Below are 22,713 nucleotides of genomic sequence, written 5' to 3' on the forward strand. Positions count from 1 at the left end.
TATAATTATCGTAACTTCAATTCAATTTCTCATCCTAGTCAAAAAGGAACCCCTTCGATTAGAGTTTCGGAGTTAATTGTTTTAGAATTTCATGATGAAATTTTTCTCCTAATGCTTAAAATATTAAATAATTCGTAATAAAAAAGCTCATCTATATCATATTAAACTTTTATCTGTTTAATATGAAAGATGAGCTTTTTCTACATAATTAAAAAATTAGTATCCTACGCCGTTGTAAGCCATGATCCATACAGAACCAGATACAACAACCAGTACAATCGCTAGACCAAAGATCAAAGCCATAACGTTCCAACGAGGTTGGTTACCCGTACGATCGCGTACATGCATGAAGAAGAATAGCTGTACAACGAACTGCAATACCGCAGTGATCATAATGATTAGAATCGTTGCTGTTGCTTGGAACATATGGTTCATAACAACAACTAACGGAATAATCGTTAAGATGATCGAAAGGATAAAACCAATGATATAAGATTTAAGCGAGCCATGAGCATGATCTTCACCATGTGCATGTGAATCTGTTGAATGCTGCGCCATATTACATCACCCCCAACAAGTAGACGACGGATAGCAAGAAGATCCATACCGCGTCCAAAAAGTGCCAGTACAAGCTGATGACGTTAATCTTACCGCGTGTCACATCAGTGATTCCACGACGTGACAATTGAATAATCAATAACAACATCCAGACGAGACCAACTGAAACGTGAAGTCCGTGAGTCCCGACAAGCGTAAAGAATGCACTCAGGAATGCACTTGCAGAGATTCCGTGTCCTTCTTCAATCAATTTCACGAACTCAGTGACTTCAAGCCCGATAAATGCCGCACCTAGAACAAAAGTAACGATCAACCAAGAAATCAGTTGTTTAACATTTCCTCTGTTCATAGCAAGTACAGCAAGTCCACTTGTGAAACTACTTGTTAACAAGATAAATGTCTCAGCAATAACGCCTGGCATTTCGAATATTTCTGCACCACCGGGACCACCGGCAGTGTTTTTATGAAGAACTACATACGTTGCAAATAATGTACCGAACAAGATAACGTCGGTAATTAGGAAGATCCAGAAACCAAGAAGTTTCATTTCTTGCGGATCGTGATGCCCGTGGTCATGACTATGATCATGGTCGTGACCATGCTGTGATACAGCTTGTGCCATTAGACCGTCCCCCTTATCGATGCTTCCGTCTTCTCAATTTCTTCAACTGGAATGTAATAGTCGGTGTCGTATTGGAACGAGCGAGCAATCATACAACCTGCTACACCAATCAGACCAAGAACCGCCATCCATGTCCATAAGAAGACAAAGCCGAATCCGGCAATAAAGAAGAATGTTGACATTATAATTGGAATCGAAGAGTTTTTCGGCATATGAATTGGTGCATATACAGGTTTCGGCGGATTCTTCGGAAGCTTACCAGCCGCACGACGCTGTTTCTCAACCCATAGCGGATCTCTACTATCCACAACTGGAACCACTGCAAAGTTATACTCTGGTGCAGGAGAAGGAATACTCCATTCCAAAGTATGAGCGTCCCAGATATCGCCAGTCGTATCGACTTCACGATGTTTGATACTGTAAGCAATTTGTAGAACTTGGAACAAGAACGCAACACCCATCAAGTATGCACCCATAGTGGATACAACGTTTAATGGACCCCAGCCAGTGTCCCAATCAAATGTACTAATACGACGAGTCATACCCATTAGACCAAGCAGGTATTGAGGCATGAAACATACATAGAAACCAATGTTCCAGAACCAGAATGCCCATCTACCTAATGTTTCGTTCAGTTTGAAACCGAACATTTTTGGCCACCAGTAGTACATACCAGCAAAGTAACCGAATACTACACCACCGATAAGAACTTGGTGGAAGTGAGCAATAAGGAAGTAACTGTTATGATACTGGAAGTCAGCAGGAGCTACAGACAATAGAACCCCTGTCATACCACCGATAATAAAACATGGGATAAATCCGATCGTCCAAAGCATCGGTAGATCAAACCTGATTCGACCGCGATACATCGTAAACAACCAGTTAAAGATTTTAACCCCTGTTGGAATAGCGATAAGCATCGTAGATAATGCGAAGAACGCATTAACATCTGCGCCGGAACCCATCGTGAAGAAGTGATGCGCCCAGGTAAAGAAGGATACGAATGCAATAATCAACATGGCGAATACCATGGATGTGTAACCAAATAGCTTTTTACGTGAGAATACGCTGACGATTTCGGAGAAAATACCGAACGCCGGTAATATAACAATGTATACCTCAGGGTGACCCCACATCCAGATCAAGTTGATATACATCATCGGGTTACCGCCACCATCGAGTGTAAAGAAGTGAGCCCCCGCAAACCTATCAATAAACAATAGTGCTAGTGTAACAGTCAAAATTGGGAAAGCGAAAATGATAATGACACATGTTGCAAATACAGACCATGTAAACATAGGCATCTTCATAAATGTCATGCCTGGAGCACGCATTTTGATAATCGTTACTAAGAAGTTAATACCTGTTGCAAGTGAACCAATACCTGAGATCTGAATACCCCAGATGTAGAAGTTCTGTCCAGGTCCTGGATTAAATTGTAGTTCTGATAGCGGTGGATAACTTAACCATCCTGCATCCGGTGAACCACCGATAACGAAAGATAAGTTAAATAACATTGCACCCAAGAAGAACAACCAGAAACTTAGTGCGTTCAAGAATGGATAAGCTACATCGCGTGCTCCTAATTGAAGAGGCACCACGATATTAAAGAGACCGAACATAAATGGCATCGCCATAAACAGGATCATAACTACGCCATGCGTGGTAAAGACCTGATTATAATGTTCAGGATGTAAAAATTCGAGATTTGGGAATGCGAGTTGAGTACGCATCATAATGGCATCCACGCCGCCACGGAACAACATCAAAATCGAAGCAAGAATATACATGATACCGATTTTTTTGTGGTCAACTGTTGTTAAATAATTACGCCACAACCAGCCCCATTTTTTGAAATAGGTGAGTCCCACAACGATAGCAATCATCGCAAGTCCGATAGATACATCTGCACCGTAAATTAGTGGGTCGCCGGTGACGAAAAAGTCAGATGCAAAATCTTTAATTTTCTCGAGCATCGGGGAGCTCCTTTCCCTGTCTTTTATGTCACACGCTACGGTACAACTAATTTCAAATAACTTTGAACTTAATTGCTAGTATTCGTGTCCGTGCTTTCTTGATCGTTCATTTCCATACCATCATGCTCATTAGTTCCCATATCACTTTGTCCTTCTTCACTTTCTTTCTCATTGATCTGAGTTGAAGGAGTAGTATGAGTAGCACGATCTTTACCGCCTGCCAAACCACCTGGCAAGTATTTGGTTACGAGTTGTTGGAACAATCCTTCTGGGAATGCAGAGAACGTCTGTTTGTCAGCTGTTCCTGGAACCGTTAGTGATTGGTATGTTTCCATACTCATAGGTTTAGACTCGGTTTTAACTTTATTCACCCAAGTCTGGTATTGCTCGTCAGATACAGCATTCACATCGAATCTCATTTGGGCAAAGTGCTCACCACTGAAGTTAGCACCTGATCCAAAGAATGTTCCTTGATGATCAGCTTGTAGATACAATGTCATAGCCATACCCGACATCGTATAAATTTGTCCACCAAGTTCTGGAACCCAGAATGAGTTCATAGGTGCATCAGAAGTCAGTTCAAATCGTACAGGTGTATCTTCTGGAATCGTAATCGAGTTCACAGAAGCGATACCTTCTTCCGGGTACATAAATAACCATTTCCAGTCCATAGATGCTACTTGGATTGTAATAGGTTGCTTCTGTGATTGAATCGCTACAGAAGGTTCTAATGCATAGGTGTAACGAACAGTTACAATACCAAGTACAGCAATAACGATGATTGGAATCCCCCACCAGATGGTTTCAAGTTTGGTGCTGTGGTTGAAATCCGGATCGTATTTTGCCTTTCTACCTGGTTTGTCACGGTATCTCCACACTATAACAAAAGTGAGTATTGTTACCGGAACAATAACAATGGCAGTTAGAATCGTTGAAATCACGATTAGATCTCTTTGTCCTGCTGCAATAGGTCCTTTCGGATCGAGAACAAAGTAATTGTGGCTACCTGCATAAAGCGCCCATACTGTCAAAGCCAGTGACAGAACCGACACAATAATCATAACCCACATCATAAGACGAGAACCCGGTTTTTTGTTCATCTTAATCCCCTTTCTCACATAACGTTTAAGACGTTCATAATATTGAAACCACACATTTCTATGTTAACACTAAGTGTGCTATTTGCGTATCCATAGAAGGTGTAAATTCCACATTTTTTTGACTTGTTAACAAATCTGTCAATTTATTAACAGGTTATCGTGAATCTTTTCACATTATTTATATATTATCATATTGTGATTCCGTAAAAAAGCCCCTTTAAGAACTAATTCTTAAAGGAGCATGTATTTAATTGAAAAAGTTAACGTTCTGTTACAAAAGATACGATTAATCGTCGTTGATACTTTCTTTTCCTTCTTCATTACGCACTTGCATTGAACCGATCGATTTACCAATAAAGTAGATAAACACGCTACCTACTACACATCCGATCCCCATCATCAGTCCAGCATTGTTATCGTTAAAAGGTTGGATATTCAAAATAATCGTTACTACACCCACAGCAAAAGCGATCCAACCGATGATCGTTAGCAAACGAGTTAATCCACGAGCATTTTTTCCGGGTGAATTTGAACGGCCTTTTGTATTTGTCGCCATGATTAAAGCACTCCCCTCTTCATGTTAGTAGCCATAGTGACTCCAAATGTAGGAGCACTTTACCAATTACGTTGCTAGGTTATAGTATCTATTACCACAATTCACCCTTTTTGATTCGGTATTCATTCATATTCTTTTAATTTCTCTTTTATTTCTTTGAAAATATAAACAAATCGTGAATATTCTTATAGAAAAAAGCCATATTCTCTGCTTTGAACAGAAAGTATGGCTTTTTTCCTCGATCTCATTATTATAATAATATTTTCATATTTAATAAGAATATATTTATATATAGAAGGAAAAAGATAAATAAGCGTCATATTCATTGATTTTGACAACGAATAGGTTGAGATATTTAGCTATTTGCTATCAATCTATAACTTCTGCCTGCTTCAGCAGTAAACTCCAGTACAAAGTCATGTTGTGAATGATTCGGTTCAGTAACCGTACAAGCAGTCAACGGATCATCTAATTGCAAAGCCGTAGAACTCACTAATCGACATGTTCCATGAAACGGTGATTCTACTGTAACTTCAAGCAATTCTCCTTGATGCCAGCTCATATCAACAATATATCCACCACGCGCACGCAGCCCTTTGACTTTGCCTTTATTCCATACTTTTGGCAAAGCAGGTAGTAGATGCAGTTCTTGTAAATGGCTCTGTAGCAACATTTCAGCAATACCTGCTGTTCCACCAAAATTACCATCTATCTGAAATGGAGGATGAGCATCAAATAAATTGGGATATGTAGAACGTGCCAGTAATGTACTTACAAATTCATGAGCCGTCTCTCCATCTAATAGACGAGCATAGAGATTAATTAACCATGCACAACTCCAACCTGTATGTCCGCCACCATGCTGAATACGTCGTTCCAGCGAGACACGCACAGCTTCTACAAGCTCAGGAGTCTGATAACGATTGATTTCATTGCCGGGATAAAGACCATACAAATGAGACACATGACGATGACCTGGCTCGTGCTCTTCATAATCACGATACCATTCTTGCAACTGACCATGACGACCAATATGAAAAGGATATAGGCGCTCAGAAGCCTTTTGGAGTGTGATTGCCCACTCTTGATCGACTTCTAGCAATGCTGTACTGGTAATACAATGCTGAAATAATTCACGGATCAGAGTCATATCCATAGTTGATGCCGCTGATGTACTGCATGGTTCACCTGTTGCGGTCAGAAATTTATTTTCTGGTGAAGTGGACGGAATCGTCACGAGATAGCCTTGACGATCTTCTACTAACCAATCAAGCGCAAATTGTGCAGCTTCTTTGAGAATGGGATAAGCAGAATCACGTAAAAAGTCCAAATCTCGATTGTATTCATAATGCTCCCACAAATGGGCACATAACCAGATGCCCCCTAATGGCCAAAATGCCCAGCTTGCATCGCCTTGGGTCGGTACAGCTAGTCGCCAGAGATCACTATTGTGATGTGTCGTCCAACCTTTAGCCCCATAGTGTACTTTCGCCACTTCTTGACCACTCTGACTCAGATCTTCAATCATTCGGAATAACGGCTGATGACATTCAGACAACTGACATACTTCAGCAGGCCAATAATTCATCTGGGTATTGATATTGGTTGTGTAATCACTATTCCACGGTGCTTGGACATGTTCATTCCATATCCCTTGTAGATTAGCAGGCTCACTTCCGGGGCGCGAAGACGCAATTAACAAATATCTTCCATAATGGAAATAAAGTGCTTCTAATGCTGGATCATGACGATGTTGTTGATACTGCTGTAGCCGTTGATCCGTCGGTAATTCATGATTGACAACAGAAGTGGAAGTCTCTTGAGCTTGTTCCTCGCCTAGTTCTAACTCTACACGGTTAAATAGACGGCTGTAATCATCGACATGCTGTTGTAACAATGATTCGTATCCGATACTTCCTGCTTCATTGATAAACGCTAGACTTTCTTCGGACAAGCTACGTCCACTGCTTCCAGAGGGCTTATCGTACCCTTCAAAATCAGTTACTATCGACAATACAATCATGATTTCATGAGCATCTTGAATCCATAATTGCTCCTCTTGAGCCTGAATACGACCATGATCCAGATACACTTTGACCCCCATATGAAAATGAATACCATGTTCTGCTTCGGCATCATAGTTGTACGGTGGTTCATACTGGCGATAATCTTCAATACTTGGTAAGCAATATCCACTTAAAGATAATTCATGATCTTGTGTATAGATTCGATGAGGTTGCACACTATCTAAGCGCACACGGATATTCAGTGGCTGCTCTCCATGAGTACGCAAGCGGTAGACCATAACTTGCTGCGGATAGCTGACAAATACTTCTTTTTCTATATATTGTCCATCTGCTTGCCATGAAGTACGAGTTAGAGCTTGATCTAATAGTAGCTCACGTCGGTAATCTGTAATCACAGGTTCATCGGAAGAATACTTGAGATCCACCCACAGATCACCAGCCGGTTGATACCCTTCTGTATCTTGCCCTAACATTTGAGTATTAATGATCGACTGTGCTTCTTCTAATCGCTCATCCAGAATAAGTTCTCGTACTTTGGACAATTGAGCTAGACTGCTTCTGTTGATTGTCTCACGAGGCTTACCTGACCATAATGTATCTTCATTTAATTGAATACGATCATGCTGGATTCCTCCGAATACCATTCCACCCAGACGACCATTTCCAATAGGCAACGCTTCTTCCCAGAGTTGTGCAGGTTGGTTGTACCATAGTTGCCATAATGGCTTGTTCTGTTGATCGATCATATTTTGACCTCCCTATTCAATTCATACATAAAGGGGCTTCGTGAATCCGAAGCCCCTCTTGTTATAGTGTTACCTTTTTTGTGATGTGTAGTTCCTGTTTATTTGGCAGCTACAGGTTTGCTCCACAATTCAACCGTATCTTTGATTAATTGTGTATACGATGCTTCCATTTTTTTCATCGGTTCTGTACTTAGCTCAGCAACCATTTCATCATAAACAGTATCAAACTCTTCTGGAGAAGCTAAGATCGCTTCAGGAATACGTTTGCGAACAATATCTTGTCCTTTTTGGAAGTTTACTGTGTACTCTTGATCATCTGGTGCTGGTAAGTTATAAGCCGCACCCCATGGTTTAACAGGGAACTCATCTTTTTGCGGGAAGATATCTTTCCATGTTGTTGCACCATAAGCTTTTAATGTTTCTTTTTCAGCAGCAGTGTAACCAGCAATGATTTGTTCAGGGAAGTTGGTAGTGTAGTAGTTACCTGTTGAATCTTTTACTCCATCCCCATAATGAACACCAAATGCAGTATATCCACTGACACCCGTTGTTTTAACAAAGTTCGTGTTGTCGTTGGTTTTTTTATCTTGAACATCCGCAGGAATAACGCGCTTGCCATCTTTCATTTCATAGTGCTTACCTTCGATACCCCATTGATTCAAGATTTGTGCTTCATCAGAAGACATCCAATCTAAGAATTTGATGATACGAATAGGATCTTTAGCAGATGTTGTAATCCCTACACCATAACCTACAGGTGCTCCGATATCTTGGAAAGAACGATCTTTTGTTTCTGTATTTAACTGTACAGGATAATGACCGTATGTGCGTTCAGGCATACCTGAAGATTTCAAAGCATTTTCAGCTTGTTGGTAATCCCAATCCTGATCGATTAGACCTAGAACACGTCCACTCGCAATTTTAGAATTGTATTGATCTGTTTTTTGTGTGAACGTCTCAGGATCTAACAAACCTTCGTTATACATATGGTTTAACCAGCGGAAGTATTCTTTTTCTTCTGGACGTTTGTAATGAAGTTGTGCTTCATACGTTTCAGGATTGATATAGAATTCTCCATCATCCGGTGCACCTGTTGCTAAGAAACCAGGGTTTGTAACCGTAATCATAATTTTCCAATCATCAGCATTCAATGACAACGGAATCGTTGGTTGTCCATTGATTGTTGGATGTTTTTCTTTGTAATCTTTTAATACTTTTTCGAAATCTTTAACAGTTTCGATTTTAGGATAGCCCATTTCTTTCATCACAGCATGTTGAACTTCAAATCCACCACCTGCGTCAAAGCTTGTTTGCCCTACGCCAGCATTGGTTGGTAATACATAGATCGAAGGATCTTCTTTGCTGTATTGTAGACGAGCAAGGTCATCTCCATATACTTTTTTGATATTTGGACCATATTTATTAATAAGGTCAGTCAGGTCAATCAATGCCCCTGCTTCGACTAATTTGGTAATGGAGCCTTTAGGGAAAATCATATCTGGATACGTACCTGAAGCCGTCATCAAAGCAATTTTCTGTGTACCTCCGCCACTTACATCATACTCGGCATTGATTGTAACATTGGTTGCTTTTGTGATTTCTTTACCAACTTCGTCTTGCATACCATTCCACGTTGGGTTCGCATCAGAACCAAAAAATGAAATCGTCATCGGTGTAGATACATCAGATGTTTCTGTTTCTACTGGATCTGAACTTCCACATGCAGTGACACTCGCAAGTGCAACCACTAATAGTGGAGCTAAAGCATATCTGAATAATTTTCTCGGCATTAAAATTGCCTCCCTTTTGAATATAGATATTACTTTGATCATAGAGCAGGTTAGAAAACACTATATGCTAAGGTGGTGAGACACCACCCGATAGCCAACATTAAGCTTTAACAGCACCCAGTGTCATACCGCTTACAAAATACTTTTGCAAGAACGGATACACAGCCAAGATCGGTAACGTTACTACAATCGTGATCGCCATACGAATCGATTCTGGTGAAATACTTGCCATCTGTTTTGCCATATCGTTTGCGTTGACTGCACCACTTTGTTGTGTACTTTGTTGCAATACTTTCATCAACTCGTACTGTAGGGTAGTCCATTCTGGACTGCTTGCATTATACAGATACGTATCAAACCATGAGTTCCATTGTCCAACAGCTAGGAACAAGGCGATCGTAGCTAGTACTGGCTTACATAGTGGCAAAATAACTTTCCAATAGATTGTAAAATCATTCGCTCCGTCTAGCTTCGCTGATTCTTGTAGTGCGTATGGTAAGCCATCGATAAAGGAGCGGATAATAAATACGTTAAATGCACTGACGATACCAGGTAATACATAGACCCAGAATGTTCCGATCAAGTGCAAATCTCTCATCAACAAGAACGTAGGCACAAGACCAGCAGTCACATACATCGTTAACGCTAGAAATGTAGAAATGAATTTACGAGCTTGAAAATCGACCCGACTTAGTGTAAATGCCAGCATCGAAGCACTAAGCAATCCAAGTATAGTCCCTACAATTGTTCTGAGTACCGAGATCCATGCCCCTGTTAACAATCCTTGATACTGGAAAATAGTTGCATAGTTCTCTAAAGTGAACGCTCTCGGGAAAATATGAATACCGCCTCGAACCGTATCTGTCGATTGATTTAACGAAATAGCCAGTACGTTCAAGAAAGGATATAACGTGACTATAAGTACCATTAACATCACTATCGTGTTACAAATATCGAATATTTTATCGCCTCTGGTCGCATTAAATGCTTTGTTTGCTGCCATGGTCGCTCGCCTCCTTTTGAATACGAATTATTTACATAATGCTTTCTTTGGTTGTTTTCTTGAAAATTCCATTAGCTGTAAACAACAAGATAATACTAATCACCGAGTTGAAAATACTAATAGCTGTACCGTAAGAATAACGGTTCATTTCCAATCCATATTTCAACGCGTATAAATCAAGCACTTGTGAATAATCCTGTACCAAATTGTTACCGAGCAAGAATTGCTTCTCAAAACCGATACTCACCAAATGTCCGATCGACATAATCAACAGCACGGTAATCGTGGTGCGCATACCTGGAAGTGTAATATGCCACATCTGACGGAAGCGTCCTGCTCCATCTACACGAGAAGCTTCATACTGTTCCTGGTCAATACCCGTGATAGCTGCAAGATAGATAATCGTATTCCAACCCATCTCTTTCCAAATATCTGAAGCGGTTACAATTCCCCAGAACCATTTGCCCTGAGCCATAAATTGAATCGGTTGATCTATAATATGCATCGATACTAATAGTTCATTGACAATACCACCATCAGTCGATAACGATTTGGTTACAATACCTGCTACAACGACCCATGATACAAAGTGAGGAAGATACGAAACGGTCTGTACCGTTCTTTTGAAAAACATCCCTTTCACTTCATTAAGTAAAATAGCGAAGATTACAGGAACAACGAATCCAAAAATCAGACCCATAAAGCTCATCGCTAACGTATTGCGGAGAGCTAAGTAAAACTGCTGATCTGCGAATAAGGCTGTAAATTGATCAAATCCAACCCACTTCTGATCAAAAAACGATTTGGCTGGCTTATAATTCTGGAAAGCCATGGTCCAGCCCCACAAAGGAACATAACTAAAAATAAATGCCCAGATTACAAACGGCAGTGACATCAGATAAAGATATCTTTGCTGTTTAAATAATTTCCAGAAGCCGCCGCCTCTTTTGATCGTTGTTTTGGATACTTGCTCTCCCTTTTTAGAAGAAGCACGCTTGGTTGTTGTGTCCATAATACAGTCCACCTTCCTATAATCGATCATTCATCCCTTACGGGTCCGCTTCTTCATCCCTATTGTCATACGACTTAGGGGTATATACCGATTATAAAAGAAAGCGCTTTCTATTTATACCTTCTAAATTATACATAAATTCATATAAAAATTAGATATCGCTTACATTACCAGTTTGAAAGTAAACTTATCCCTCCATAGCTTGTCCAAAATAGATTAAACACCCCCTACTAATTAGTGATTAGGAGTCTGTACTTTCTTGATCTCGATACGCAGAAGGAGATATTCCTGTATATTTTTTAAATTTACTATGGAAATAATCAACATTTGCATAGCCAACTTGTGAAGCTACTTTATGCACTTTCATTCCTTGTGCCAACAATGATTTGGCTTGCTCTAACCGTACCTGATCTAGAAAATGGTTGAATGATTCACCCGTATGGGTTTTGAACATTTTGCCAAGATAAGCACTATTGTAGTTAAAAATTTCAGCCAGCAGTTCAAGCTTGAGATTGTCACTGTAATTACGCTGGATAAAATCAGTCATCTGCTTCATCACCGATTCATGAGTCCCATGGTTGATCGACTGTAACAATTGATCTAATCGACTCACTACCAGAGCAATCATCTGTTTGGTTGTAGATACAGCATACAATTCAGGAATCAAAGATAGACATTGTTGTACAGCCGATCCTGAACCTGGCACACTAGCAGGTAATCGACTAAGCGCCAGCGATAACACATGAGAACACAAGCTTTTGACTTCACGTTCGGATAAGCGAGCTTTCCAGCATACGTCACATAATTCATTCAGTACACGTTCTGCCGCAGCTAGATTGCGAATATCAACGGTGTAATAAAGACGATCTGACCATTCTCCTGCTAACGGGGCTTCAGCACTGGATTCTTCTTTTTTCCAGATTTCAGCCAGTTCTTTCGATAATACGCCATGATCATCAGACCAGAATCGTTGCCCCATAAAAGATAATGCTTCTTGATAGATGGAACGAAGATCCTCCTGATCGCTAACCACATCACTTGCCCCTAGATATATTTCAGGTTGAGCATGTAGCAATGACCATAGCTGTTCTTTCAATTGTATTAATTCATGATTTTGGACATACGGCTTTTCGGTAAGTAGCCCGATATATTGACCTGCTCGAAAAATCAGGCGATGATGTTGATCGGAAGTACAATCTGAGAACTTCTGCAATTGAGCAAATAATTGAATACTTTCCTCACCATGCAAATGGCAAAACTCCAATATAATCATTTGGTAACGTTCCCAATCTAGATCAAGTATGTCCTCTCCTTGTTGAGAAGCAGAAGAAGAGCCTAGAAATTGTTCTACTTTTTCATATAAGGGTGTCTCAGGAATATGAACAATCATATCTTGCTGGTGCCGATGAAGAGATCCATACACACGGCGTAATTCATCTTGCATCTCATCTTCATCAACAGGCTTGAGTAAATATCCATCGACCCCGTATCCAAGTGCTTTACGTGCATACTCAAAGTCTGCATGTCCGCTCAAAATCAAGAAATGAGCATGTTGATACTGTTCTCGAATCTGTTCAATCACTTCCAGCCCGCTCATCCCCGGCATACGAATATCCATAATCGTCAAATCTGGTTTCCAACGCTCAAATTTTTGTAGTGCATCTCGTCCATTCACAGCAGCATCCACTACTTCAAATCCAATCTCGTTCCAATTAATAATTGTTTTTAGTCCTTCACGAATCGCCGGTTCATCATCTACGATCATTACTTTAAACATTATTTATTGCCCCCTGACTTTATTCAATCTGTTGCTGGTACTTTAAATGAGATTTGAGTGCCTTCTCCGATCATACTTGAGATATGAAGTCCATAGGACGCACCATAAGACAGAATTAAGCGCTGATGCACATTGCGTAGTCCGATACGATCGCCTTCCAGACTTTCATCCACTTTAAGAGAATTTTTGACCCATTGTAATCGTTCCTCTGATATTCCTGTTCCATTATCGATCACATCAATCATGACATCATGATCAATACGCAGTGTACGAATAATAATTAGTCCACCATTTTCACGGCTTTCCAAACCATGAATAATCGCATTTTCGACAAGTGGCTGAATAATCAGCGGCGGAATCGCTACATCTTTGGTCTGAGGATCAATCAGTAACTCATAATTCAATCGTTCACCAAATCGGAACTTTTGAATTTCCAGATATGATTTAATTAATTCCATTTCACCTTGTAAGGTGGTATTTTTCATACCAATTTCTAAATTATTACGAATCAATTTGCCCAGTAAACGTACAATATAAGCGATTTCTTGCTCTCCGCGAATATGAGCTTTCATTCGGATCGATTCTAACGCATTAAATAAAAAATGAGGATTGATCTGACTCGCTAACATTTTAAAGCTGATTTCTTTTTGACTGACTTCAAGGCGAGTATTACGTTCATTGGATTCATATACTTGATCCATCAATGTCCGTATACTAACTACCATATCATTGAATTTACGTGATAATTGACCGATCTCATCGGCTCCTGCAATATGAGAAACCACTTTAAGGTCGCCGGTACCTACTTTGTTCATTTGACGGCTTAGACCGGATAGACGGCGTGTAATCAGGCGAGAGATCAAGTATAAGAACATTAATCCTGTACATAAAATTAACACCAGTAACCCAGTACCAATAAGAATAATACGATTCGAGTCTCGAACAATACTTTCATTCGCAAAGACTGAAATGATCTTCAAGCCATTGTCACTGCTTTCTGGCATCACTTCATCGACTACAATATTGGACAGTTGTCCTTTGACACTGCGTTCATAGATTCCTTTACCTTGTAGATCTGTTCCAATCCCTAACTCGGGGTCACCTAACGTTTTGCCGATTAAAGACACATCTTTAGCAGCGACTACATACCCGCTGTTATCCAGAATCATCGTCTCAAATGGCTCTGCACTCAATATCGAATTAAGATACGATTGGCTAAGTTCAATCACTAACACACCATTGGTTGTATAGTCAGTAAAATTAATTTTGCGTACCAGACTTAATTTTTTGGTCTCACTAATCTCCACATCATTGCGATAGATCCAGTTGATTTTGCGACTATTGATAGCGGTCTGATACCATTTACTATCCCGTACTTCACTATTTACTTTCATAAACTCCAAGTTATTTTGAATCGTATTATTAGTGGTATAAAATCGGATTGCTGAGATTTCAGAGTATAAGCGTAGATATTCTTGAAATTCTTGATAATTATTGTAAGCCACCACAAGATCATATACTTTGGTGTACCTTGTATTGACTACATCGCTAAGTCTGGAATCAAATAATAACTTATTGGAAATATCGATCGGTACACGTAACATCGTATCCATCTGGTTTTTGACACGTTCTACATTATTAGTGGTCTGTGCAATCGCATTGTCCAAAGCGGATTGTCTAAAATAATCGACTACAACCCCACCTATTCCCAATATAGGAAGCGCAACAATAAAAATGTATGCAAAAATCAATTTGTTTTTTATTTTCACATTATTAATTCGTTCAATAAACGGCTTCCACATGACTCACCCTACTTTCTACAACATCTGTTTGCCGTTTTAGATAAAACGCTTACAGAAATCAGAATCATACCATACTTTGAGATTTTGTTTCGTTCTATTTATCATATCATATAACGAATTTAAAAAGACTGCCTTCATAACAGCAGTCTTTTCACCGATATAATAATAACTTAGTTTATTAATAATATTAATCCATTTTCATCCATAATATCCAACGGTGTGTTATAATAAGAACATATAACCGCAATCTTCATTACAGTGGGCGGATAAATTCGACATCTGGCAAGCGGTTAGGATCTTTTTTATCCATGTGATCATAGAACATCACACCGTTCAAATGATCTAATTCATGCTGCATCACCACAGCTGCAAAACCTTTTAGCTTCAAAGTAAACGGCTTACCCTCAGGATTAAATGCTTTAATTGTTATTTTCTCATATCGTGGTACGAACCCTTCTACATCACGATCAACTGACAAGCATCCCTCTCCATGCTCAAGATATACCATTGCTGTTGAATGGCTCACTAATTTGGGATTACAAAAAATATATTCCAGTTGACGATCTTGATCATCCGTAAAGTACACAACAAACACTCTTCCATTCCAACCAATCTGGTTAGCTGACAATCCAATGCCCGGACGTAGCCCATATTTTTCGGCTAACTGTTCATCCTGTGATTTTTTTAGAAATTCCATCATTCGATTCGCGCGTTTTCGATCTTCTTCTGATAATGGAAGTTTGACAGGATCGACCACTTTCCTCAAAATCGGATCACCTTCACGCACAATTTCATCCATCGTTATAAAAGAAAGTGAAGAATTATTCAATGTATAGCAGCCACCTTTATGATTTGTAATAGATTGGTCATCACACCAAATGATAGCCAAATACAATATTTTTAGTTTTAATTATAAAAAATGTTCAATTTTACGTCAATGATAACGTTTACTTGTCTCAATCTGTCGAATTTGCATTGACGATAGTATGGTAACAAATTACTATAATGTTAAGGAAGTTTTAAGAATGTTCGAAACCTTAGTATCTTTTTCATATTTACTTTCGTTTTTTACTGTTAATTGTTGTTGTATAGTGCAGTATGCAACGATAGTTAATTAAGAGTTTTATTTATATATATCGAAGGAGGATTTACAATTTGGAAACGTCTAATGAACTTCTCAAAAGTTATTTAACACTTGTGGATCGTATGCCACGTATTATGGAACTTCCCACCTTAATGAGACAACTTAAGTCCAATGCTACAGAAGTGTATATCCTACACTTCTTGCTAGCAAACGGCAGTCAATATGGTACAGACATTGTCCGGGCAACAGGTCTGACTACTAGTGCCGTTACACAAATCTGCGATAAGTTAGGACAAGAAGAGTTGATTGAACGTACACGATCCGATCAGGATCGCCGATATGTGAGTATTTCGATCACCAGTAAAGGTGAAGAAGCACTAGATGGCATGTACAAAATCATGTCTAATAAATTAGTTGAAAGTATTCGTGGTCTAAGTGATGATGAGGCTCATGAATTGTTAGGGCATTTCAGAAGTGTGGAACATTTGATTATGAAGCGTAAAGATTTAACGGTAAGTGAATTATCTGTACAAAGCTAATTATATCTCTATAGCATTATAATATGTATATAAAAACGTCCGAACGGAAATTATTCCATTCGGGCGTTTTTGTGTGTCTTACTCTACAGTTGCTAGATATTCAGCAACTTGGGTTGGTGTTTTAGCAAATTTACTATGCAAATGAGCGATTTTCTCACCATTGCGATATACCAATAAACTTGGGATACCTCTTACTTCATTTTGCTCTGCCAAATCTTGAAACTTCTCAGCATCCATGGCAAAAAACTGCTTATCGTTGTTTTTTTCGATAATATCGACCATAAAACGATCAAGCGTTTTGCAATCCGGGCACCAGTTGGTATCAAATTTGATCACAGTCAGGTCATCACCATTAATCAAATTGCGGTATTGATCTTCCGATTCTATTCTTTCCATTAGGAAGTGAAGCCTCCTTTAGATTTAGGATATTAAAAAGCAACAATAACTAAATATAATCTCTTAATATGAAGATGTTGCTATCTTTATTATCTGCTCTTTATGCCTATTTAGCAAGAATAGTATATGATCACTGGATTAAAAGGATTCATTATTTCAATAAACCGACTGTTTTTTTATCAAATAACCAGCCCATCAGATCAGGAAAACGCTGATAAAACGTTTCTGGATCATGATCATCACCTTTGATGCGTTCAAAGTAGAAATGTGACGCTGGAATATTATTTAACAAAATATCCACTGCTTCATCTGTACAGGTCTGAATCAAGCGCTGACGATTCGCTTTGCCTACACCCTCTAGATTGCCTAGATCCATATAGATCCGCAGATCAGAAGATAAATGCTGACGCTCTCTCATAAATTCGATAAAGCCTTCATACCAGAGCGAAGCCGACATTAATCCGATTCTACCAAATACATGGGGATAGACATAAGCGGCAAATAAAGACACCAGACCACCCAAAGACTTACCCACAATCCCTGTCATCTCTGGACGATCATCTGTATAAAAGTGCTGATCAATCCACGGTTTGATCTCATGGACAATCATATTCAAATATTCAGTTGCTCGTCCGCCAAAATCCCCATGACCCAATCCCGGATAAAGAGCACGTGCATACCACGGCGTATATTCAACCAGAGGATCATATGCAGCAATCCCTACTAGAATTAATTCAGGTAAAGTTCCAGCAGCAAAGCGTTGTTCTAAATTATATAATGTCCCGTTCAATACCAAATCAAATACATCTCCACCATCATGGACATATACCACTGGCAACGGATACGATGCTTTATCATAAGAAGGTGGTAAATAAATCAGCAAGTCTCTACCTGCGTACATTTCTGTAAAAAGTGTTCCCCGCATACGACTCTCTCCCCCTACTGATAATGATTATCAATTAGTATACCAAATGATTGAGAAGATGACAAAAAAAGCTTATCGATAGAATATACACCGAATAAGCTCTTTTTGTAACACAGCTAGAATGTGATTAACAATTACGATCCAATGCTTAATAATAGTGCTGTTAATAGACCTAGTGAAGCGATCAATCCTACTAATGGGCCACCGTCTTCATAAGCTTCCGGCATCATCGTAGAACAGATCATAGCAATAATACCTCCACCGGCAAAAGCACCGATACCTGCTTTGATCTCATTAGGTAGTAGTTCTAAGAATAGATAGCCTGCCATCGATGCTAATGCAGAGATCACTAACACGACTGCCCACATACCAAAAATCTTGCCTCGTGAGTAATGACTTTGCTTCAGTCCTACGGTACTGGATAACCCTTCAGGAATATTACTGACAAAGATAGAAATAACCAATACCAGACTAACACCTTGACCTGCAAGTAGACTGGCTCCGATCATAATCGATTCAGGAATCGCATCCATTACTGTACCGGCAAATATACCCAGTCCACTTTGACTGCTTCCTTCTTTTTCTTTGGATGATGACGTAGAGGATGAAGAAGGTTCTCCATTGCTCATATAGGAACGCTTACGGTTGGCTCCCCCTTTACGGGATATGTATAGATCAAATGCCGTATATACAATCGCACCTACCATAAATCCTATACCTGTTGCCCAGATTCCTCCATCTTCTACCGCATCCGATAGTAATTCAAAAGCAACCGCACCGATCAGTGTTCCCGTACCAAATGCCATGATCCAGCCGATAATCTTTTTGGGCATATTGAAATACATTGCAACTAAAGCTCCCAATAAAACAGCAGAGCCTGCTATCGCACCCCACATTAGCGCATTCCACATTGTTATTCTCCTCTCAACTACACTGTCTTATTATTAACCCAAAATAAGACCGTTAGACCGATATGAGCACAAAAAAATAGAATAATTATTTAAAATGTGAATATGAATGCTTTTTCATATATTTAACGATTAAGTTTAACGATGTTGTGTGTATTGATTAGCCGGACGAATTGAACGAATCAATTGCAATTCATCATCGGTTAACGCAGGTGAAGAAGCTGCTTCTACGTTTTCACGAAGTTGCTGGGAAGAACTTGCTCCTGCTGCAAGTACAGCAACTGCCGGATGAGCCAGCACATATTGAATAGCAGTCTGTGAAAGGCTTCTATCTGCTTGTGTAAGAGGTTCTAATTGTTGTCGTAGACTTACAACATCTTCCCCGCTAATGTCCAAGTAGCCCTTCTGTGCTTTGTCTTCGCGTCCATCTGCTAATGCTCCACTTGCGACAGCTCCACGTACGATCGCACTGATCCCTTTTTGCGTGAGTAATGGCAATACTTCTTCTTCAGGACGACGATCCAAAATACTGTACTGACTCATGACACTGACAATATGGGAACGATCCACATATTCTCGAATAACATTCGGACGAATCGACGAAATACCATATTCGCGAATAAGCCCTTCTCTTTTTAATTGCGCAAAAGCTTCGATCGTTTCATCCATATTGTCATCCAATGTACCACCATGCAATTGATATAGATCAATATAGTCTGTCTGTAAGCGTCGTAAGCTGTCTTTCACAGCTTCCATAATATGCGCTTTGGAAGGATTCCAGACTAAGCCTTCTTGACCTTCTACACGGGTATTTCCTACTTTGCTAGCAATAATCACTTCACTGCGGCGACCTTTGATCGCTTTTCCAATCCATTCTTCGTTATGCCCGTTATCATAAATATCAGCCGTATCCAAAAAGTTAATGCCTAGATCAAGTGCTTCATGAAGTAGCGGAATCACTTGGCTCTCGTCTGTTCCAAGAGACATACAACCTAGCCCAATCTCACCTACGATTAAATCGGATGTACCGAGTCTATTCTTTTTCATTAGTGATCATCCTTTCGACTGTTTCTACTAGACATTAAACATTACACGTTGCTATTAATAATATTTTTAACCCGTCCTACATCTCCTGATTGAAGACGCACTTTAATCCCATGTGGATGATTCGGTGAATTAGTCAAAATATCTTTGACAATCCCTCTTGTTAATTTATTAGTTCGTTGATCTTGTTTGAGTACAATATCGACTTCAATGCCTGCTTTGATATTTGCTCTTGTCTGCCCGCTCATAACTCATTCCTACTTTCTGTATTTAGCATGTATAACAAATGCCGATACGGCACTCCTGCGAGCACAATACCGGCATTTAGTTCATTTCTGTATACCTGTTCAAGACTATAATGCTTGTAGATTCAGCATCATAACTGATCTATTTATTTGAACTTTTTCCAGTCTTGTTTGGTGTTTTCAAGCAAATATTCAAAATCGTTATCACGACGTTTTTGTTCTGCTTTACGTGCATCATCTGCTTCTTGTTGCTGTTGTTCTTTGCGTTGTTGCTCTTCGACTTTAAGCTCATTGGCTTGTGCTTTGAGCTTATCCAGTACATCAGCGCTTAGCATGTCTTTGAGTGTGGCTGGTCGATCTTGTGCTGGTGTAGCAGTTGGTCTTGCAGATGCTCTATTTTTCTTAGCCATCTATAATCACCTCTTTGAGTATACGAACTTGTTATAGTATACCATTCTCATGGAATAGACGAAAATGATTAGTCTTGCTCTTCTTCATCTTCTTCCTCAAACGTAGTCACTTCGATTTCTTTGATATGACGATTTTCCATACGAGTCACCGTAAATTCATAATCTTCCACACGTACCGATTCACCTTCATGAATATTGAATTTCTGCGCCCAGATCCAACCACCAATCGTATAGGCTTCACCCGCTTCAATATCTGTGCCTAGACGACGATTCACTTCATGAATCAATGCTAACGGTTGTAGACGATAATGCTTGTCACCTAGCTTATGAATAGCAGGCGTAGCCGCGGGTTCGATATCGGACTTGGACGGAATATCACCGACAATTTCCTCCAAAATATCTTCCAATGTCACCATACCTGCTGTCCCACCATATTCATCTAGTAATACCGCCATATGAATATTTTGTTTTTGCATTTGTCCGAGCAATTCACGAGCAGGCACCGTCTCAATTAATTGCAGTACTGGCTTGATAAAAGGAGCGATAGGATCTGTTGGTGTATGCGGGTGACTAACAGCATCGCGCAAGACTTCTTTGACATTGAGCAAACCAATAATTCGATCTTTATCTCCATCTAGAGCCACCGGAATAAGACTGTACGGTTCTTCTTTAACCAGCTCATAGAAGTCAGTCAACTGGGCTTCATGTCCGATATACTTCATCTCTGTACGTGGAACCATAATTTCACTACCGACTAATTCATCAAATTCAAATACATTATTCAAATAACGATATTCGGTCGGTGTAATATTTCCACTTTTGAATCCTTCAGACAGAGCGAACCGCAATTCAGCTTCACTTTGCGCTGCATCCTGCTCAGAGATCGGCTTAACTCCGAATAAACCTGTAATCAGACGTGCCGAACGACTTAACACCCAGTTAAATGGATATGTGATTCGGTAAAAGACCATCATCGGACGAGCAAAAAATAACGCCATCGGCTCTGCCAATTGAATCGCAAACGATTTGGGAACCAGTTCGCCGATCAACACTTCGAAATAGGTCAATAATAAGAAAGCAATAATAAACGATATAATCGATTCCAATCCTGCTGGTACTTGTACCCAGACAAATACAGGATGCAGTAATTCTTCAATCGTGGATTCTCCTAACCAACCTAGTGCTAGCGAGGTTAATGTTGTCCCCAACTGACAAGCAGATAGAAATTCATCCAATTTAGAAATAATATTCTGGACAGCGACTGCATTTTTATTGCCTTCTTCAGCCAGTTGATTAATCTTAGAAATACGTACACGAATAATCGAATATTCAGATGCTACAAAAAAGGCTGTTAATAAAATAAGCACAATAACCAATATCAAATTCAAAAATTCCATACCTTGCTCCCCTTTGTATGATCTATCTGTATGTAAGATCAATGTATGTATACATGTAGACATATGAAGTATATTACCCATTTTTGCTAATTATGCTTTAGAAAATTCAAAAAAAGGCTAGATATCAAGCACAAAAAAAGCGATCAGCATCCTATGTAGGGGCTAATCACTTTTTTTTGTACTTTTCCTTTGGCGCATCGTACGATATGTTATTTTACTTTATGCTTCCGATCTACTAACAACCATGCTCCACCTAATAGAAAAGCCAGTGCGATTAAAGGTTGTACAAATACAACATGATGCAACATTGAATCTAAAGAGAATACAGCCAAAAACAACAATCCCAATACCGTTAAAATATTAATCGGAATCAACAACCATTTGTTACGCGAACCTAACCAGTAAAATTCAAATAATCCTACTGCTACTGCCAGTATGTAACCCGGCCATACGACTGACCATAGATCAAATAATGCAGCAATCTGACTCACTACACCTGCTCCAAGTAAAATACCTCCTGGAATTAACAACCCTGTCTTTTTCGATTCCAAAAGCGAAAAGTGTAACCAATGAAAAAATAGCCCTAACGGAATCACAAATAGTGTTGGCCAAAATGTAGCAAAAATCGTACCTACTCCTGTCGATCCACCTGGATTCAAAAATAAATATACCCCTAATAACAACAATACTGGTGCAAGAACAGCCCGTTTAATCATAATCCTTACACACCCCTTTTCTATACCTTTATTCTTAATTACACTGTAGCATATCTTGATCAGCAACTCATCAGCCTATA

21 protein-coding genes are annotated in these 22,713 nt (G+C 39.5%); 1 reads left to right on the forward strand and 20 read right to left on the reverse strand.

Annotated elements, in window-relative coordinates; translation table 11 throughout:
* Positions 1-216 precede the first annotated feature (216 nt).
* The 12 genes from cyoD to def form a co-directional block, all read right to left on the reverse strand.
* Positions 217-558: a cytochrome o ubiquinol oxidase subunit IV gene (gene cyoD, locus PaeCFBP13512_RS19975; RefSeq protein WP_069325649.1), complete on the reverse strand. Its 342-nt coding sequence runs from the start codon at positions 556-558 to the stop codon at positions 217-219.
* Between the two features lies 1 nt (position 559).
* Positions 560-1,180 carry a cytochrome o ubiquinol oxidase subunit III gene (gene cyoC / locus PaeCFBP13512_RS19980; RefSeq protein WP_137225574.1) on the reverse strand — a complete coding sequence of 207 codons (621 nt, stop codon included), beginning with the start codon at positions 1,178-1,180 and terminating at the stop codon, positions 560-562.
* The gene (locus tag PaeCFBP13512_RS19985; RefSeq protein ID WP_137225576.1) at positions 1,180-3,156 is read right to left on the reverse strand and encodes a cbb3-type cytochrome c oxidase subunit I; all 1,977 of its coding nucleotides are present in this window, start codon (positions 3,154-3,156) and stop codon (positions 1,180-1,182) included. Before PaeCFBP13512_RS19985 ends, cyoC begins: the two co-directional genes overlap by 1 nt.
* Before the next feature lie 68 nt (positions 3,157-3,224).
* Positions 3,225-4,256, reverse strand: coding sequence for a cytochrome aa3 quinol oxidase subunit II (gene qoxA / locus PaeCFBP13512_RS19990; protein WP_069325652.1), 1,032 nt, complete (start codon positions 4,254-4,256; stop codon positions 3,225-3,227).
* A 286-nt stretch (positions 4,257-4,542) separates the two neighbouring features.
* Positions 4,543-4,812, reverse strand: coding sequence for a hypothetical protein (locus PaeCFBP13512_RS19995; RefSeq protein WP_069325653.1), 270 nt, complete (start codon positions 4,810-4,812; stop codon positions 4,543-4,545).
* A 355-nt stretch (positions 4,813-5,167) separates the two neighbouring features.
* A complete protein-coding gene (locus tag PaeCFBP13512_RS20000; protein ID WP_137225578.1) occupies positions 5,168-7,585 on the reverse strand; it encodes a glycoside hydrolase family 95 protein in 2,418 nt (805 codons plus the stop codon).
* A gap of 98 nt (positions 7,586-7,683) precedes the next feature.
* Positions 7,684-9,375, reverse strand: coding sequence for an ABC transporter substrate-binding protein (locus PaeCFBP13512_RS20005; protein ID WP_137225580.1), 1,692 nt, complete (start codon positions 9,373-9,375; stop codon positions 7,684-7,686).
* Between the two features lie 100 nt (positions 9,376-9,475).
* On the reverse strand, positions 9,476-10,378 hold the full coding sequence (locus tag PaeCFBP13512_RS20010) for a carbohydrate ABC transporter permease (RefSeq protein WP_069325656.1): 903 nt from the start codon (positions 10,376-10,378) through the stop codon (positions 9,476-9,478).
* 31 nt (positions 10,379-10,409) lie between these two features.
* Positions 10,410-11,390 carry an ABC transporter permease gene (locus PaeCFBP13512_RS20015; RefSeq protein WP_137225582.1) on the reverse strand — a complete coding sequence of 327 codons (981 nt, stop codon included), beginning with the start codon at positions 11,388-11,390 and terminating at the stop codon, positions 10,410-10,412.
* A 241-nt stretch (positions 11,391-11,631) separates the two neighbouring features.
* A complete protein-coding gene (locus tag PaeCFBP13512_RS20020) occupies positions 11,632-13,167 on the reverse strand; it encodes a response regulator transcription factor (protein WP_137225584.1) in 1,536 nt (511 codons plus the stop codon).
* Positions 13,168-13,190: 23 nt separating this feature from the next.
* The gene (locus tag PaeCFBP13512_RS20025; protein ID WP_137225586.1) at positions 13,191-14,969 is read right to left on the reverse strand and encodes a sensor histidine kinase; all 1,779 of its coding nucleotides are present in this window, start codon (positions 14,967-14,969) and stop codon (positions 13,191-13,193) included.
* A gap of 253 nt (positions 14,970-15,222) precedes the next feature.
* On the reverse strand, positions 15,223-15,798 hold the full coding sequence (gene def, locus PaeCFBP13512_RS20030; protein ID WP_069325660.1) for a peptide deformylase: 576 nt from the start codon (positions 15,796-15,798) through the stop codon (positions 15,223-15,225).
* Between the two features lie 326 nt (positions 15,799-16,124).
* On the opposite strand from def, the gene PaeCFBP13512_RS20035 reads away from it, so the two are divergent.
* Positions 16,125-16,592, forward strand: coding sequence for a MarR family winged helix-turn-helix transcriptional regulator (locus tag PaeCFBP13512_RS20035; protein ID WP_069325661.1), 468 nt, complete (start codon positions 16,125-16,127; stop codon positions 16,590-16,592).
* Between the two features lie 78 nt (positions 16,593-16,670).
* Here PaeCFBP13512_RS20035 and PaeCFBP13512_RS20040 read toward each other — a convergent pair whose 3' ends face one another.
* From PaeCFBP13512_RS20040 to PaeCFBP13512_RS20075, 8 genes are all read right to left on the reverse strand, one after another.
* A complete protein-coding gene (locus tag PaeCFBP13512_RS20040) occupies positions 16,671-16,988 on the reverse strand; it encodes a thioredoxin family protein (protein ID WP_069325662.1) in 318 nt (105 codons plus the stop codon).
* Positions 16,989-17,139: 151 nt separating this feature from the next.
* On the reverse strand, positions 17,140-17,913 hold the full coding sequence (locus tag PaeCFBP13512_RS20045; RefSeq protein ID WP_137225588.1) for an alpha/beta hydrolase: 774 nt from the start codon (positions 17,911-17,913) through the stop codon (positions 17,140-17,142).
* Positions 17,914-18,047: 134 nt separating this feature from the next.
* Positions 18,048-18,824, reverse strand: coding sequence for a ZIP family metal transporter (locus PaeCFBP13512_RS20050; RefSeq protein WP_069325664.1), 777 nt, complete (start codon positions 18,822-18,824; stop codon positions 18,048-18,050).
* A 135-nt stretch (positions 18,825-18,959) separates the two neighbouring features.
* On the reverse strand, positions 18,960-19,868 hold the full coding sequence (locus PaeCFBP13512_RS20055) for an aldo/keto reductase (protein WP_137225590.1): 909 nt from the start codon (positions 19,866-19,868) through the stop codon (positions 18,960-18,962).
* A gap of 41 nt (positions 19,869-19,909) precedes the next feature.
* The gene (locus tag PaeCFBP13512_RS20060) at positions 19,910-20,113 is read right to left on the reverse strand and encodes a YwbE family protein (RefSeq protein WP_137225592.1); all 204 of its coding nucleotides are present in this window, start codon (positions 20,111-20,113) and stop codon (positions 19,910-19,912) included.
* A gap of 143 nt (positions 20,114-20,256) precedes the next feature.
* Positions 20,257-20,520, reverse strand: coding sequence for a YqkE family protein (locus PaeCFBP13512_RS20065; protein WP_069325667.1), 264 nt, complete (start codon positions 20,518-20,520; stop codon positions 20,257-20,259).
* Positions 20,521-20,588: 68 nt separating this feature from the next.
* On the reverse strand, positions 20,589-21,917 hold the full coding sequence (locus PaeCFBP13512_RS20070) for a hemolysin family protein (RefSeq protein ID WP_137225594.1): 1,329 nt from the start codon (positions 21,915-21,917) through the stop codon (positions 20,589-20,591).
* 209 nt (positions 21,918-22,126) lie between these two features.
* Positions 22,127-22,633: a hypothetical protein gene (locus PaeCFBP13512_RS20075; protein ID WP_069325669.1), complete on the reverse strand. Its 507-nt coding sequence runs from the start codon at positions 22,631-22,633 to the stop codon at positions 22,127-22,129.
* Positions 22,634-22,713 lie beyond the last annotated feature (80 nt).

The sequence above is a fragment of the Paenibacillus sp. CFBP13512 genome, from assembly GCF_005233705.1.
GTDB lineage: Bacteria > Bacillota > Bacilli > Paenibacillales > Paenibacillaceae > Saccharibacillus > Saccharibacillus nuruki.

What these genes read in the sequence shown, in the direction of transcription:
- cyoD (WP_069325649.1), bottom strand. Translation starts at nt 558, where the DNA reads ATGGCGCAGCATTCAACAGATTCACATGCACATGGTGAAGATCATGCT.
- cyoC (WP_137225574.1), bottom strand. Translation starts at nt 1,180, where the DNA reads ATGGCACAAGCTGTATCACAGCATGGTCACGACCATGATCATAGTCAT.
- PaeCFBP13512_RS19985 (WP_137225576.1), bottom strand. Translation starts at nt 3,156, where the DNA reads ATGCTCGAGAAAATTAAAGATTTTGCATCTGACTTTTTCGTCACCGGC.
- qoxA (WP_069325652.1), bottom strand. Translation starts at nt 4,256, where the DNA reads ATGAACAAAAAACCGGGTTCTCGTCTTATGATGTGGGTTATGATTATT.
- PaeCFBP13512_RS19995 (WP_069325653.1), bottom strand. Translation starts at nt 4,812, where the DNA reads ATGGCGACAAATACAAAAGGCCGTTCAAATTCACCCGGAAAAAATGCT.
- PaeCFBP13512_RS20000 (WP_137225578.1), bottom strand. Translation starts at nt 7,585, where the DNA reads ATGATCGATCAACAGAACAAGCCATTATGGCAACTATGGTACAACCAA.
- PaeCFBP13512_RS20005 (WP_137225580.1), bottom strand. Translation starts at nt 9,375, where the DNA reads ATGCCGAGAAAATTATTCAGATATGCTTTAGCTCCACTATTAGTGGTT.
- PaeCFBP13512_RS20010 (WP_069325656.1), bottom strand. Translation starts at nt 10,378, where the DNA reads ATGGCAGCAAACAAAGCATTTAATGCGACCAGAGGCGATAAAATATTC.
- PaeCFBP13512_RS20015 (WP_137225582.1), bottom strand. Translation starts at nt 11,390, where the DNA reads ATGGACACAACAACCAAGCGTGCTTCTTCTAAAAAGGGAGAGCAAGTA.
- PaeCFBP13512_RS20020 (WP_137225584.1), bottom strand. Translation starts at nt 13,167, where the DNA reads ATGTTTAAAGTAATGATCGTAGATGATGAACCGGCGATTCGTGAAGGA.
- PaeCFBP13512_RS20025 (WP_137225586.1), bottom strand. Translation starts at nt 14,969, where the DNA reads ATGTGGAAGCCGTTTATTGAACGAATTAATAATGTGAAAATAAAAAAC.
- PaeCFBP13512_RS20040 (WP_069325662.1), bottom strand. Translation starts at nt 16,988, where the DNA reads ATGGAAAGAATAGAATCGGAAGATCAATACCGCAATTTGATTAATGGT.
- PaeCFBP13512_RS20045 (WP_137225588.1), bottom strand. Translation starts at nt 17,913, where the DNA reads ATGCGGGGAACACTTTTTACAGAAATGTACGCAGGTAGAGACTTGCTG.
- PaeCFBP13512_RS20050 (WP_069325664.1), bottom strand. Translation starts at nt 18,824, where the DNA reads ATGTGGAATGCGCTAATGTGGGGTGCGATAGCAGGCTCTGCTGTTTTA.
- PaeCFBP13512_RS20055 (WP_137225590.1), bottom strand. Translation starts at nt 19,868, where the DNA reads ATGAAAAAGAATAGACTCGGTACATCCGATTTAATCGTAGGTGAGATT.
- PaeCFBP13512_RS20060 (WP_137225592.1), bottom strand. Translation starts at nt 20,113, where the DNA reads ATGAGCGGGCAGACAAGAGCAAATATCAAAGCAGGCATTGAAGTCGAT.
- PaeCFBP13512_RS20065 (WP_069325667.1), bottom strand. Translation starts at nt 20,520, where the DNA reads ATGGCTAAGAAAAATAGAGCATCTGCAAGACCAACTGCTACACCAGCA.
- PaeCFBP13512_RS20070 (WP_137225594.1), bottom strand. Translation starts at nt 21,917, where the DNA reads ATGGAATTTTTGAATTTGATATTGGTTATTGTGCTTATTTTATTAACA.
- PaeCFBP13512_RS20075 (WP_069325669.1), bottom strand. Translation starts at nt 22,633, where the DNA reads ATGATTAAACGGGCTGTTCTTGCACCAGTATTGTTGTTATTAGGGGTA.